At 40.3% G+C, this 14,121-nt stretch carries 14 protein-coding genes, 1 tRNA gene, 1 other RNA gene, 1 pseudogene and 1 other annotated feature; of the genes and pseudogenes, 5 read left to right on the top strand and 12 right to left on the bottom strand.

Annotation, left to right across the window (positions count from 1 at the left end):
* Positions 1 to 227: 227 nt before the first annotated feature.
* The 7 genes from SB660_RS18645 to tadA form a co-directional block, all read right to left on the bottom strand.
* Positions 228 to 491, bottom strand: a complete 264-nt coding sequence (locus tag SB660_RS18645) for a pro-sigmaK processing inhibitor BofA family protein (RefSeq protein WP_008342006.1) — start codon at positions 489 to 491, stop codon at positions 228 to 230.
* Positions 492 to 557: 66 nt separating this feature from the next.
* Positions 558 to 782, bottom strand: coding sequence for a YaaL family protein (locus SB660_RS18640; protein WP_003218088.1), 225 nt, complete (start codon positions 780 to 782; stop codon positions 558 to 560).
* Between the two features lie 18 nt (positions 783 to 800).
* Positions 801 to 1,397, bottom strand: coding sequence for a recombination protein RecR (gene recR, locus SB660_RS18635; RefSeq protein ID WP_003218094.1), 597 nt, complete (start codon positions 1,395 to 1,397; stop codon positions 801 to 803).
* Positions 1,398 to 1,412: 15 nt separating this feature from the next.
* Positions 1,413 to 1,736: a YbaB/EbfC family nucleoid-associated protein gene (locus SB660_RS18630; protein ID WP_008342011.1), complete on the bottom strand. Its 324-nt coding sequence runs from the start codon at positions 1,734 to 1,736 to the stop codon at positions 1,413 to 1,415.
* A 26-nt stretch (positions 1,737 to 1,762) separates the two neighbouring features.
* Positions 1,763 to 3,475: a DNA polymerase III subunit gamma/tau gene (gene dnaX / locus SB660_RS18625; RefSeq protein WP_410583703.1), complete on the bottom strand. Its 1,713-nt coding sequence runs from the start codon at positions 3,473 to 3,475 to the stop codon at positions 1,763 to 1,765.
* A gap of 328 nt (positions 3,476 to 3,803) precedes the next feature.
* An RNA gene (gene ffs, locus SB660_RS18620) (signal recognition particle sRNA large type) lies at positions 3,804 to 4,068 on the bottom strand.
* A 76-nt stretch (positions 4,069 to 4,144) separates the two neighbouring features.
* Positions 4,145 to 4,621 carry a tRNA adenosine(34) deaminase TadA gene (gene tadA, locus SB660_RS18615; RefSeq protein WP_058015899.1) on the bottom strand — a complete coding sequence of 159 codons (477 nt, stop codon included), beginning with the start codon at positions 4,619 to 4,621 and terminating at the stop codon, positions 4,145 to 4,147.
* Positions 4,622 to 4,700: 79 nt separating this feature from the next.
* Between tadA and SB660_RS18610 the strand changes: the two genes are divergently transcribed.
* From SB660_RS18610 to SB660_RS18595, 4 genes are all read left to right on the top strand, one after another.
* Complete coding sequence (locus SB660_RS18610) at positions 4,701 to 5,255, top strand: cysteine hydrolase family protein (protein WP_081042373.1); 555 nt, start codon at positions 4,701 to 4,703, stop codon at positions 5,253 to 5,255.
* A gap of 99 nt (positions 5,256 to 5,354) precedes the next feature.
* Positions 5,355 to 6,602 carry a glycoside hydrolase family 18 protein gene (locus tag SB660_RS18605; RefSeq protein WP_257474674.1) on the top strand — a complete coding sequence of 416 codons (1,248 nt, stop codon included), beginning with the start codon at positions 5,355 to 5,357 and terminating at the stop codon, positions 6,600 to 6,602.
* Positions 6,603 to 6,681: 79 nt separating this feature from the next.
* On the top strand, positions 6,682 to 7,305 hold the full coding sequence (locus SB660_RS18600; RefSeq protein WP_180309735.1) for a deoxynucleoside kinase: 624 nt from the start codon (positions 6,682 to 6,684) through the stop codon (positions 7,303 to 7,305).
* The gene (locus SB660_RS18595; protein ID WP_180309736.1) at positions 7,302 to 7,961 is read left to right on the top strand and encodes a deoxynucleoside kinase; all 660 of its coding nucleotides are present in this window, start codon (positions 7,302 to 7,304) and stop codon (positions 7,959 to 7,961) included. Before SB660_RS18600 ends, SB660_RS18595 begins: the two co-directional genes overlap by 4 nt.
* An 89-nt stretch (positions 7,962 to 8,050) precedes the next feature.
* Here the strand turns inward: SB660_RS18595 and SB660_RS18590 are convergent.
* The 5 genes and pseudogenes from SB660_RS18590 to pdxS all read right to left on the bottom strand — a co-directional run bounded on the left by SB660_RS18590 (position 8,051) and on the right by pdxS (position 12,296).
* Positions 8,051 to 8,143 (bottom strand) — tRNA-Ser (locus SB660_RS18590).
* A gap of 129 nt (positions 8,144 to 8,272) precedes the next feature.
* Positions 8,273 to 8,608 (bottom strand): annotated as a pseudogene (locus SB660_RS18585) (methyl-accepting chemotaxis protein); the annotation flags it as partial.
* Positions 8,609 to 9,205: 597 nt separating this feature from the next.
* Positions 9,206 to 10,480 (bottom strand): serine--tRNA ligase, encoded by a 1,275-nt coding sequence (gene serS / locus SB660_RS18580; RefSeq protein ID WP_410583700.1) that lies wholly within the window; start codon positions 10,478 to 10,480, stop codon positions 9,206 to 9,208.
* 49 nt (positions 10,481 to 10,529) lie between these two features.
* Positions 10,530 to 10,746, bottom strand: a binding site (T-box leader).
* 53 nt (positions 10,747 to 10,799) lie between these two features.
* Complete coding sequence (gene pdxT / locus SB660_RS18575) at positions 10,800 to 11,390, bottom strand: pyridoxal 5'-phosphate synthase glutaminase subunit PdxT (RefSeq protein ID WP_058015905.1); 591 nt, start codon at positions 11,388 to 11,390, stop codon at positions 10,800 to 10,802.
* 21 nt (positions 11,391 to 11,411) lie between these two features.
* Positions 11,412 to 12,296 carry a pyridoxal 5'-phosphate synthase lyase subunit PdxS gene (gene pdxS / locus SB660_RS18570; protein WP_180309737.1) on the bottom strand — a complete coding sequence of 295 codons (885 nt, stop codon included), beginning with the start codon at positions 12,294 to 12,296 and terminating at the stop codon, positions 11,412 to 11,414.
* Positions 12,297 to 12,541: 245 nt separating this feature from the next.
* On the opposite strand from pdxS, the gene pdxR reads away from it, so the two are divergent.
* Positions 12,542 to 14,020, top strand: coding sequence for a MocR-like pyridoxine biosynthesis transcription factor PdxR (gene pdxR, locus SB660_RS18565; RefSeq protein WP_180309738.1), 1,479 nt, complete (start codon positions 12,542 to 12,544; stop codon positions 14,018 to 14,020).
* Positions 14,021 to 14,121: the final 101 nt, after the last annotated feature.

Below are 14,121 nucleotides of genomic sequence, written 5' to 3'. Positions count from 1 at the left end.
TGATATTTCATAGGATTTTTTTATAAAAACTCGAATTAACAGGTACGTTTTGTCTTGTTTAGTTTTCAAAGAACTTGCTTACCGCTTCAGAAGCGACTAGAACATCATACCATATTTAAATTGTTAATGTCAACAACTTTTTTGTTATCATGTTTTTTCGTTTCTTCGTCATCAGCGACGTATATTAATTTACCACCATACAGGATCAAAGTCAACAATATTTTTCATTAAATAATAAATTTTTCAATTACGACTAACGCTGCTACGCCTGGGATGCCCAATAAACCACTGATTCCACTTGTTACAGGGTTAATAGAAACATGTAATCCTAGACTCTCACCAAATAGATTGAGGCAAAATAAAAAAAGAGCACCTGCCACAAACTTAACTCCGATCAGCCCTAACCATTTGAAGGGGTTCGCTTGAACACCTGACATAAACAACAATAGCACAGCTAGCAAAATTGATCCGATCACAATAACAGGTTCCATAATCCTCTCATCTCCTCTTCATAAGAATAGTACAAGCATATGAGAGGACTATATAAAATAGACCTGCTATCTCCAGTTGTTTAAACGTAAATTCCTCTTTTTCGCTTCTCTTAGATAGAAAAAGTACTTCGCTTGAGCAAGCTTTAATTCGAATAGAATGTCCGGTGAAGGCTCAACGCTATTTGCGACAAGCTTTTTTTGTCTGTTCCATTCTTCCTTTTGCTTAAAAAGCTGTTGAATTAATTTCTCATCGAATTCTTTTCGAATTGATTTTCTGCGAAGAAAACCCATGTACCGTACTTCTCCTTCCTACATCTCACGTCTGCCCTCTAGAGCTTTAGACAGTGTGACTTCATCCGCATACTCTAAATCTCCACCTACTGGTAGTCCGTGAGCAATACGAGAGAGTTTAATTCCTGATGGTTTCAACAATCTAGAGATATACATGGCTGTAGCCTCTCCTTCAATGTTTGGATTGGTTGCAAGTATTACCTCTGTCACTTGATCGTCTTGCAATCTTTTTAACAGGTCAGGAATTTTAATATCCTCTGGGCCAATGCCATCCATCGGCGAAATGGCACCATGAAGCACATGATATAAGCCGTTGTATTCTTTCATCTTTTCCATTGCGATCACATCTTTTGGATCTTGCACTACACAGATAACAGATTGATCTCTTCTTGTATCTTCACAAATATAGCAAGGATCTTGATCTGTGATATGGCCGCATACCGAGCAATAAGTTAAATTACGCTTTGCGTTAACAAGCGCCTTCGCGAAATCTAGTACGACATCTTCCTGCATACTAAGAACAAAAAAAGCCAGACGGACCGCAGTTTTTGGTCCGATTCCTGGCAATTTCATAAAGCTGTCAATCAGCTTTGATATTGGTTCAGGATATTGCATCTTCAGTTATTCCTCCTAGAATAAACCTGGCATGTTCATTCCTTTTGTGAATTGACCCATTGTTTCATTTGTTAACTCATCCACTTTTTTCAATGCGTCGTTTGTTGCTGCAAGTACAAGATCTTGAAGCATATCGATATCTTCTGGATCAACAACTTCTTCATTGATTGCTACATCGACAACTTCTTTTTGTCCATTTACTTTTACAGTGACCATACCGCCACCTGCTGTACCTTCAAGGACTTTTTCTGCAAGCTCTTCTTGAGCCTTAGCCATATCCTTTTGCATTTTTTGCATTTGTTTCATCATTTTTTGCATATTTCCCATTCCACCGCGCATATGAACACCACTCTCTTTCATTTTTATTAATCTTTAATTTCAATTAAATCGGTTCCTACTAACTTCTTAGCTTCTGCAATCAACAGATCTTCTTCAGCAGAAGTCCCCTGACCATCTGCCTGTTCATCCGGCTGATGATCTCTTAAAAATTCTTCTCTTATTTTACCCCATTGAGCGTCAGGAACGCCAACTAATTCCACTCTTTTACCTAACATAGACTCTAATAGCTGCTCAAGGTTGGTTCGAACACCACTTTTATCTTCAGCAACCATTTTACAATGTATTTCAAACTTGAATTTTAAAACAAAGGCATGAGTAGCAGCAGCAACTGGTTCACTGTCCGTTAATAGTGCAGCGTGAGACACCTTATTCTGCTGTTTCAAGTGGGCAAGGAGTTCTCCCCATTTGCCTTTAATTTTTTCTAACTCTGGACGTTTTGCTTCTTTTAGAATCTCGTGAATTCGGCCGACAGGTGCACGGTATCCATTTTTGTTACTCGTTTGTGGTCGAGGTGCTTCCTTTTTTTCTTGAGGATGATGAGAATGAGACATTGGCACACCCTCAGCTCTTATCCTAGATAGCTCCTGTTCCAACCTGTCTATTTTATCCGTTAGTGTCGTTAAATCAGCGTTAGCATGAGCTTGCGGTATTCCAGCCGTTGACTGACATAGCTTAACAACAGCTACCTCAAAGAAAATCCTCGGATGATTCGTCCATTTCATTTCTTGGTGACTTTTATTCAGCACTTCAATTGTTTCATATAGAAACTGAGGTGTCACACGATCCGAAAGCGTCACGAAATTTTCATCGACCTTTACCTTTTCAAGGACCCCTTCCAAATCTGGTGCTGTTTTATAAAGCAGCATATCTCTAAAATAAAAAATCATGTCCTCGATTAATTTAGCAGCATCTTTCCCCTGCTGAAGTAATTCATTTAAGGTATCTAACGCCACGGCAATATTTTGATCAAAAATTGCTTCGGCTAGCTGACTAATGAATTGCTGAGAAACAGCTCCTGTAATGAGCAGCGCATCATCAATTGTCAGTTGCTCACCACTAAATGAAATGGCTTGATCTAAGAGGCTTAGTGCATCACGCATACCACCATCAGCTGCACTAGCGATAATCTCGAGCGAGCCCTCTTGTACATTTAGGCTTTCTGCATCTACAATTTTCTGCATTCTTCCAACAATATCTTTTGTCGTAATTCGTTTAAAATCAAATCTCTGACAACGAGATATGATGGTAAGAGGAATCTTATGAGGCTCTGTGGTAGCCAAAATAAAGATACAATGAGCGGGCGGCTCCTCTAACGTTTTAAGAAGGGCATTAAACGCCCCGATAGAGAGCATATGTACTTCATCTATAATATAAACCTTATATGTAACCGCCGAAGGTGCAAACTTCACTTTATCACGTATATCACGGATTTCATCTACGCCGTTGTTTGAGGCAGCATCTATTTCGATCACATCTGAAATCGAGCCGTTTGTAATCCCTTTACAGGCATCACATTCATTACAAGGTTCACTCACAGGTGACTTTTCACAGTTCACTGCCTTCGCAAAGATTTTAGCAGCACTTGTTTTACCTGTTCCTCTAGGACCTGAAAATAAGTAAGCATGAGAAAACTTCTTCTGCAAAAGGGCATTTTGCAACGTTTTTGTGATGTGTTCTTGTCCAACAACATCCTCAAAAACTTGAGGTCTGAACACTCGATACAAAGCTTGATAACTCACAAATACGCCCTCCTCCATTTATCATCTTTTTTATTATACATGATGCACCGATCAATTCAAAAGCACACCTTTATTTTCTAATAAACGAAAATGATGATTTCAACTATAGATTTTCTACTTTCTGTGAATCAAAAACCTGTTTTCTAGATTTTCGAATTGATCTGCCACGCCACTAAGAACACTAGTTCCCATTGTGATTAATAAAAAACAAAAAGACTCAAAAAGATTTTTTGACTATTTGTATAAAAAAAGCAGCTGAACTATTCTTTAAACAGCAACAAAAAACTCACCTAGATTACCTAGATGAGTTACATTTAATATTGATTTACCGTGCACCTTCTGTCGATTCGCTACCCCAAGCGTTACTTAAACAGTTAGCTCGGCCCAGGCAACCCTGCGGCACATGAGAGGTTTCACTTAATGCTGCTTCCTTCCGGACCTGACATGGTTCATGAATTCCCATTGCGCAGGACCCAGACGTCAACACCACTTATTTAAGGCAGACCTTGAAGTAAACGAACCTTGAGAAGGGATTCGGCCTCGCTAGAGCGGATTGCGAGTACAGGGCACCGCTACCTCCCCGCTTAGCACGGCAAAATAAATATTAAATTGTTAGTGACGCAGACATAAGTATACCTTCTTATAGTCGAAATTGCAAACGACATCCATTCATTTACTTTTAGCTTGTTTCTTTCGCTGACGGAGATTTCGGAAGAACTGACTTAACAGCTCACCACACTCATTTTCAAGTACACCACCAATGACTTCAGACTGATGATTGAACCGTTCATCATCCAGTAAATTCATTAAAGTACCTGCACATCCACCTTTTGGATCGTATGCACCGAAAACGACCTTTTTCACTCTAGAAAGGACAATCGCTCCCGCACACATAGGGCATGGTTCAAGCGTCACATAAAGTACAGCATCTTCTAAACGCCAGCTTCCAGTCGTTTTACACGCTTCATCAATAGCAAGTAATTCTGCATGTGCAATTGAACGCTGCTCTGTTTCCCTTAAATTATGAGCACGGCTCACAATTTGGTCATCTAAAACGATGATGGCACCGATTGGTACTTCTCCTATTTGTTCTGCTTTTAAGGCTTCAGAAATAGCTTCTTGCATAAACTGTTCATCTCTCGTCATAGCACGGCTCTCTTTTCATGTTTTTTAAAAGGATATTGAGGTTAACATATTAGCACAATCTTTTAAAGGGGGTCTTACTTTGCAAAAGCACCAAAAGGCACTGCTTATTATCGACATGATTAATAATTTTGATTTTGAAATGGGACATGTGCTCGCTGATAAAACAGAGCAAATGACCAATAAGATTTTAGCTCTTAAAGATCATGCTTTCAAGGAAAATTGGCCGATCATCTATATCAACGACCACTATGGTCTCTGGAAGGCTGATATTCAAGCTGTGATGGAAACATGCAAGAACGAAAGAAGCGCCCTTATTTTAGAGAGAATGGCACCATCTAAAGATGATTACTTCTTAATTAAACCGAAGCATTCTGCCTTCTATGGAACTGCATTAGAGACACTCTTAAATGAATTAGGTGTACACGACATCATTTTGACCGGAATTGCAGGAAACATTTGCGTTCTGTTCACTGCAAATGACGCATACATGCGAGAATACAACTTAATTGTACCTAAAGATTGTATCGCATCAAATGACAATAGAGACAACGAATATGCTTTAACGATGATGGAGAACGTTCTACTAGCAAAAATCACCACTGCTAAAGAGATCACGAATGAAAATCAAACATGATTTATCCATAACCCTCATAAATTGTTAGCAATAACAAAGGGGGCGTTGACTATTCAAATTTATGTTGTCAAAAGAGGAGATACTTTAAACGAAATTGCCATGCGTTTTAAAACAACAGTCAATGAAATCATCCGTACTAACGATATTGAAACACCAAATCAACTCGTCATTGGACAAACAATTGTCATTCCAATTAGAGGACAATTTTATGAGGTCAAACAAAATGACACACTTTATCAAATTGGAAGACGATTTCAAATTTCAGTGGAAGAGTTGGCACGTGTGAATAGAATACGGCCTGAAGCGATACTTCCTATTCGCTTCTTGCTCTATATTCCTCAAAGACCTAAAAGGAACATTAATTCGAATGCTTACATTGAACCACGAGGAAATCAAGTCAGTGAAAACTTAAAACAAGCAGCTAGAGAGGCCTCTCCATATTTAACGCATTTAGGCGCCTTTAGTTTTCAAGCGCAAAGAGATGGAACACTGAAAGAACCACCGTTAGATCAGCTACCTCAAATAGCCGCTCAGAGCAGAACCGTTTTATCCATGGTGGTGACTAACCTAGAGAATGATAAATTCAGTGATGAACTTGGGCAAATTCTTTTGAATAACCAATCTGTCAAAGCCACATTTTTAAATGAAATCGTTCGTGTTGCAAAAAAGTATCAATTAAAAGAAATCCATTTTGATTTTGAATATTTACGTCCCGCTGATAAAGATGCCTACATTCAATTTTTAAGAGAGGCAACAACCCGCTTCCATCAAGAAGGATGGACAATATCTGTTGCACTTGCCCCTAAAACCAGTAGTCAGCAAAAGGGGAAATGGTATGAAGCTCATGACTATGAAGCCATTGGGAAGATCGTCGATCATGTTGTATTAATGACCTACGAATGGGGATACAGCGGCGGCCCTGCGCAAGCAGTCTCTCCCATTGGACCTGTCCGCCAAGTCATTGAATATGCACTGACCGTTATTCCAGCTAATAAAATTGTTATGGGCCAGAACTTATACGGCTATGATTGGACGCTTCCTTACATTCAAGGCGGTCCGATTGCTAAAGCTGTCAGTCCCCAACAAGCGATTGCGATTGCTAGAAATAATAATGCCTCCATTCTATATGACGAAACAGCACAAGCACCTTATTTTCGTTATACAGATGCCAATAATAAAGAGCATGAGGTATGGTTCGAAGATGCTAGATCAATTCAAGCAAAGTTCAACCTCATCAAAGAGTTAAACTTGAACGGAATTGCTTATTGGAAATTAGGTCTATCCTTTCCTCAAAATTGGCTCTTATTATCAGATCAATTTAATATTGAAAAAAGAACGACATCGTAATCCGTTCGCTCTATCTCTCGGAAGGGGTATGGTACAATATACATTGGTTTGACAACTTTATAGATAGAGGAGAACGCCTATGTATCCTGCCCCTTTTATTGCAGTGGAAGGCCCGATTGGAGCCGGAAAAACAACTTTGGCTACAATGCTTGCGAAGGAATTTCAATTTCCTTTAGTAAAAGAGATTGTAGAAGAAAATCCATTCTTAGATAAATTTTATGAAGATATGGAACAATGGAGCTTTCAGCTTGAAATGTTCTTTTTATGCAATCGGTTCAAACAATTAGAATCTATTCAAGAAACCTATGTGAATCAACAGCAGCCGATTGTCACTGATTATCATGTCTATAAAAATATGATATTTGCAGAAAGAACATTATCAAAAAAGCACATGGACAAATACAGAAAGATCTATCACCTGCTAACAGATGATCTTCCTAAACCAAATGCCATCATCTATATAAAAGCGAGCCTTCCTACCTTACTTGAAAGAATACAGATGAGAGGACGCTCTTTTGAAGAAGACATTGCCCCGGCTTATTTAAAAACACTCATTGAAGATTATGAGCTGGCCATTGAACATTTAAAACAGACTGACCCAGGGCTTCCTATCATTACAATTGAAGGAGATCATACAGACTTCGTTTCCTCACAGCAAGATTACCAGCAAATTGTACAGAACATAAAGGAGCAAGTGCTATGAACAATATCGAAATACCAAAGGATGCAGTGATCACAATCGCCGGGACTGTTGGTGTCGGAAAATCAACTATGACTAAAACAATAGCGGACAAGCTCGGCTTTCAAACCTCTCTTGAAAAAGTAGATGATAACCCATACTTAGAGCCCTTTTATTCAGATTTCCAAAGATGGAGCTTCCATTTACAGGTTTATTTCCTAGCTGAGCGTTTTAAGGAGCAAAAGCGGATTTTTGAATCTGGTGGAGGATATGTGCAAGATCGTTCAATTTATGAGGACACGGGCATTTTCGCAAAAATGCATGCGGACAAAGGTACGATGTCTGAAGTAGATTATGAAACGTATACGAGTCTATTCGATGCGATGGTGATGACACCTTATTTCCCTCACCCTGATGTTCTTATCTATTTACACGGAGATTTAGATCATATTTTACATCGTATTGAGGAACGCGGCAGAGAGATGGAAACTCAAACGGATCGAGCCTATTGGGAGGAAATGTACATGCGATACACGGAATGGATCGAACAATTCGATTTATGTCCAGTGATTAAAATTAACATTGAAGATTACGACTTACTTCATGATGAAAGCTCACTTGAGCCCATTCTTCATGAAATAGCTTCTGTTATTCAAAAAAATCGCTCTAAAACAAAATAAAAAAAACCGCTGCATTTCGCGAATGCAGCGGTTTGACAATTCCAATTTTTATGCTTGCGTTTCAATTCAACTAAGGTAAAAAATCAATATGGCGGAGGAAGAGGGATTCGAACCCCCGCGGGCTTTGACACCCCTGTCGGTTTTCAAGACCGATCCCTTCAGCCGGACTTGGGTATTCCTCCGTATCGACAAGAATTAATATACCATATCGATTTATTTCAAGTCAACATCTTTTCGAAAAAAATTTCAATAAGTTATTTTGGCATGAGAATCTGCCCATAAAAAAGCAGCCATCGACGGCTGCTCTTGATCTATTTTGTATCCTGTCTAATCTCTTCAATAAAATGATTCATCTCTTCTTTAAACTCATTTAATGATTCGATAATTTTCGTAAAGTCTGTCACTTGTTTGGCTTGTTCATTTGTTGAGCTGCTGATTTGTGAGATGTTTTCAGACAAAGTGCCAATGCTGTCTTGGATCTCTTTTAAGAAGGTATTAATGGTTTCAGCCGCTTCCTTTGAGCCATCTGATAATTTACGAACTTCATCAGCTACGACAGCAAATCCTTTTCCATTCTCACCTGCTCTTGCTGCTTCAATTGCAGCATTTAAGCCTAGCAAGTTGGTTTGTCTAGCAATCCCGCCAATGGTTTTGACGACTTCTTCAATATTTGCGGATTTCTCTTCCGCTCTTCCTGCCTGTTCGCTTATTTCTAAACTTGTGGCTGCCAGCTCTTGTGAATGCGCAGCAATTTGCTCGATTCCACTTTGAAGTTCTTTCGCTACATCATTGATATGCTCCATATAACCACTTAGTTTCTTTTCACGATGATGTGAAAATGCCACTAAAAAAGAGCCAATTACTTTTCTATTTTCATCAAAGATCGGGTAACCTTTTACTGCAATTTCATAACCATATAAAGACTCTGGTAAATGACCGTCATATTCTTGTCCTCTTAATGTCGTCGCCACGTTTTGGTCTTCTGGGTTCAATGGGTCCCCAACCTTCATGCCAAAATCTATTGTGTTAGACGGATAGTAACAAAGCACCTTCTCTGTATCAGTGATGCCGAAAAGGATACTTTCATCTAGAACTTTCCTAACTAATTGAGCCATTTCAACATAATAGTCAAGCCTATTCAAGGTTATTCCTTCTTTCCAAGAAGCTTTTAGTATTTCTATCGGCTAAATTTAGGAAAACTGTAGGACTTTTGGGAAAAAGAAATAAGATGCCATAGCGGCATCTTATTTAATTACTTCTTTATTCCCCATATAAGGACGCAGTACTTCAGGAATAATCACAGTACCGTCCTCTTGTTGATAGTTTTCTAAAATGGCCGCCACGGTTCTTCCTACTGCTAAACCAGATCCATTTAATGTGTGCACATGTTCTGGCTTTGCTTTAGGCTCTGGACGGAATCGAATGTTTGCACGTCTTGCTTGGAACGCTTCGAAGTTACTGCAAGAAGAAATTTCACGATACGTATCTTGACTCGGAATCCATACTTCGATGTCGTATTTCTTCGCAGCCGTGAAGCCTAAATCTCCGGTACACATGCTCATGACACGGTATGGCAGGTTTAATAGCTGAAGGACTTTTTCTGCTTGGTTTGTTAGTTTCTCTAATTCTTCATAAGAATCTTCAGGTCTTACAAATTTCACAAGCTCTACCTTATTAAATTGATGCTGACGGATAAGTCCGCGTGTATCTCTGCCGGCAGATCCAGCCTCTGATCTAAAGCAAGCACTGAATGCTGCATAATTGATTGGCAGCTGTTCCCCTTCAAGAATTTCATCACGGTGCATGTTGGTAATAGGTACTTCAGCTGTTGGAATCAGGAAATAATCTTCTTCACGGATTTTAAAGGCATCCTCTTCGAATTTTGGAAGCTGTCCAGTCCCTGTCATGCTTGCTCTATTGACCATGTAAGGTGGAAGCACTTCAGTAAAACCAAACTCATCTACGTGCAAATCGAGCATAAAGTTGTATAGTGCGCGCTCTAAGCGTGCGCCAAGCCCTTTATAAAAAACGAAACGGCTTCCTGTGACTTTTCCTGCACGTTCAAAATCGAGAATGTTTAGTTCATCCGCTACGTCCCAATGTGGCTTTGGCTCAAATGAGAATGCAGGCTGTTCGCCCCATTTTCTCACTTCCACGTTGTCATCTTCTGTTTCTCCAACGGGTACAGTGTCATGAGGGATATTCGGAATAGAGAATAAGATGTGCTGCAAGCTTTCTTCTACTGTTCTTAGCTCATCATCCAGCTTCTTAATCTCATCTCCTACCTCACGCATTTCTTGAATAATGTGATCGGCGTCTTTCTTTTCTCTTTTTAGAACAGCCACTTGCTGTGATACTTCATTTCTTCGGCTCTTTAATATTTCTGTTTTTCCGATTAGTTCTCTTCTTTTTTGATCCAGCTCACCAAACTTATCAAAATCTGCTAAATCTTCGCCTCGGTGTGCTAATTTTCCTTTGATTTGATCAAAGTCCGTGCGCAGTTGTTTAATATCCAGCATGTGTAACACTCCTTTTTTTATCGAAAAATAAAAAGAGCCCTCATCCCATGAAAGGGACGAGAGCTCTCGCGTTGCCACCCTGATTGAAAACATGCAGAAGCATGCTTTCCTCTTTCCTCTGTAACGGTATCACCGTAAATGCTTACTTTTCGTGTTTCAGCATTTCGCTCAAGGATGGATTCAGACTGCATCTTTCACCGATTCGCACCAACCATCGGCTCTCTGAGAAAGAGGGGCTTCTTACTATTTCCCGTCAACGCTTTTTCGATCTTTGATTGTGATTTTAATGTACTATAAGTTTTATCTCTTTTCAACCGTTTTATACAGCGAGCTTCGTTTTATAGGACTTCACCATTTCAACAAACAGCTGTGTTAACCGGTGGTCGTCTGTCAGCTCTGGATGAAAAGAACAGCCTAAGATATTGTTTTCCTTCGCCATCACAATCCTGCCATCATATTCGGCCATGATGTCTACGCTCTCATCTGCGCTGATAATATGAGGCGCACGGATGAACACTCCCGTAAACGGCGCATCCAGTCCTTTTACTTCTAAATCTGCTTCAAAGCTGTCTACCTGTCTGCCAAATGAATTCCGTGCAACAGATACATGTAACAGTCCAAGATGCGCATCGTCTCGATCTTCTATATGCGTTGCCAGCATAATCAAGCCGGCACATGTTCCGAAAATCGGTTTCCCTTCTGCAGCGAACGATTTGATCGGTTCAATGAATTGGTACGTATCCATAAGTCTTCTCATCGTCGTACTTTCTCCACCAGGAATAATAAGACCGTCAACAGATGCTAGCTCTTCTGCTCGTTTGATGATCTTCCCTTCTGCGCCACAGGCTTCAATCGATTGAATATGCTCTCTCACGGCTCCTTGAAGCCCTAGTACACCAATTGTTAGCATGTTCGTTTGCCGCTCCCTTAATTACCAGCCACGCTCTTGCATACGCTCTTCTGGCAGTAGATTTGAGATTTCAATTCCTTTCATGGCTGTTCCAAGCTCTTTTGAAAGTTCTGCAATGAGACGGTAATCTGTGAAGTGAGTCGTTGCTTCAACAATGGCTTTTGCAAATTTCGCTGGATTGTCTGATTTAAAAATACCAGATCCAACAAATACACCGTCTGCTCCAAGCTGCATCATTAACGCAGCATCGGCTGGTGTCGCAACGCCTCCCGCTGCAAAGTTAACAACTGGGAGCTTGCCGTCTTTTTTGATTTGAAGCAATAATTCATACGGTGCTCCTAGGTTCTTCGCTTCTGTCATCAATTCATCTTCACTTATTGCTGCTACTTTACGAATTTGAGCATTGACCTTTCTCATATGACGGACAGCTTCTACAATGTTGCCTGTCCCAGGCTCTCCTTTTGTACGAAGCATAGAAGCGCCTTCTGCAATACGACGGGTTGCTTCACCTAAATCACGGCAACCACAAACGAAAGGTACTGTGTATTCATTTTTATTTAAATGGAACTCCTCATCTGCGGGCGTCAGCACTTCACTCTCATCAATATAATCAACACCAAGTGCTTCAAGAACACGAGCCTCGACGATATGGCCGATACGTGCTTTTGCCATGACTGGAATCGTTACTGCATTTTGTACTTCTTCTACGATTCTTGGGTCTGCCATACGGGCAACACCGCCGGCTGCACGGATATCAGCTGGTACACGTTCTAGTGCCATAACTGCCACCGCACCTGCTTCTTCTGCAATCTTCGCCTGTTCAGCATTGACGACATCCATAATGACGCCACCCTTTTGCATTTCTGCCATTCCACGTTTCACTCGTTCAGTTCCCTTATTGCTCACAATAGTTTCCTCCCATTTGTCAATTCGATTGATTTACCCTTTTATCATACAAGCGAGACAGTATAACAATAAAGAGAATAGTATAACAATTCAATCAGCCGAAAAAAAAGCTTAAACCCTTGTATATAAACGATTACCTGCTAAAAATATGTCATTCTTTCTTTGAAGTGTCATTTACATGCTATAATACAACTATAACAATTCAAATTCATGTATAACAATTTTGCACTCAATGGAGGTTTCTCATGCATATTGATATCCATCGACATTCTGATACATCGCTTTCAAATCAGATTTACTTTTCAATCATTGATCATATCCAATCGGGTTTGCTTCAACAGGGAGATAAGCTGCCAACTGTGCGTGATTTGGCAAAGCAGCTGAATGTGAGTCTTGTCACGGCAGCAAAGGCATACACTCGGCTGAAGAACGACGGATATTTAACGACTGTGCAAGGAAAAGGAACGTTTGTGGATGAGCTGCAAAAGCAGTCAGATGTTCCGGTTCCGTCATCTACCTCTTTTGACTGGCAGTTATCCATTCCGGATTATTTACCACGATCTCAATTTGCTCAGTATCACTATGTTGAAGAAGCGATCAACCTTTCTTCCTCTATGATCGATCCAGGGCTTTTGCCAAACCGGTATTTAGAAAAGGAAATGCAGCATGTCCTAGCCAGACATCCTCAAATCATGTCTAAGTATGGGGAAATTCAAGGGGATCTTCAGCTTCGGCAAGTCATTCAGTCTTTTTTAGAAAAGTTGGATGTGCCTTCTACTCCTGAGAATATCCTTGTAACTAGTGGTTCTCAGCAAGGGCTTGATTTGGTCGCACGTGCGTTTATCGGTCCTGATGATGTAGTTGTCATGGAAGCACCAACCTATCCAGGCGCCATTGATGTCTTTATGGGTAGAGGGGCAAGAATTATTACAGTCCCTGTTGATCATGAAGGAATGAACATGAAGCAGCTTCAAAGCATTTGTGATAAGTATAAACCAAAGCTCATCTACACGATTCCTACTTTTCACAGTCCGACAGGCGCAAGTATGTCAATGAAACGCAGAAAACAACTTCTCTTACTGGCTCAAAGTATTGATTGTCTCATTGTAGAGGATGATCCTTATCGTGAGCTATATTTCGAAAAGAAGCCGCCTGCACCTATTAAAAGTCTGGATCATGATGGACATGTCATTTATTTACGCGGTTTAAGTAAAACACTTGCTCCAGGATGCAGAATTGGGATTATTACTGCTTCAGGCTCGATATTTAATCGTTTATTAGCTGCAAAGGCCAATAATGATTTAGGCAGCCCTCTTCTCACACAAAAAGCCATTCTGCCATTTCTGACTTCAAAGAAAATGATTGATCATACAAAAAAGCTGCGAACCGCCTTGAAGGTGAGACGTGATTTAATGATAGATGTGTTAACGAAGCATGCACCAAAAGATGTGACGTGGCAAATTCCTCAGGGTGGGCTCAATTTATGGCTTAGCTTTCCTTCCTGGGTTGATACACGTGCACTGCTGCATGAGGCACGCAAACAGCAAATCACCTTTCTGCCTGGCTCTGTGTGCTATCCTGGGGAGCCGAAGCAAAACTATATCCGCCTCAGCTTTTCTTATGTGAATGAAAAAGCGCTATCTGAAGGCGTGGAAAAATTATGTGGTATTTTTCAGCAAGCCTTGTCCACTCCTCAAAATCACAAACAATCGCTTTTCTTTTAACGATAAAAAAACTGCTCTCATATATGGGACTGACCCCCGTTATTGAGACAGGGATCAAAACACCTTTATACAGCCAATTGCCGATAGTTTATCGGTGATTG

This window comes from Bacillus sp. SIMBA_005 (assembly GCF_046535585.1).
GTDB lineage: Bacteria > Bacillota > Bacilli > Bacillales > Bacillaceae > Bacillus > Bacillus pumilus.
Note: the sequence above shows the minus strand (reverse complement) of the source record. Positions and strands in the feature narration are given on the sequence as shown.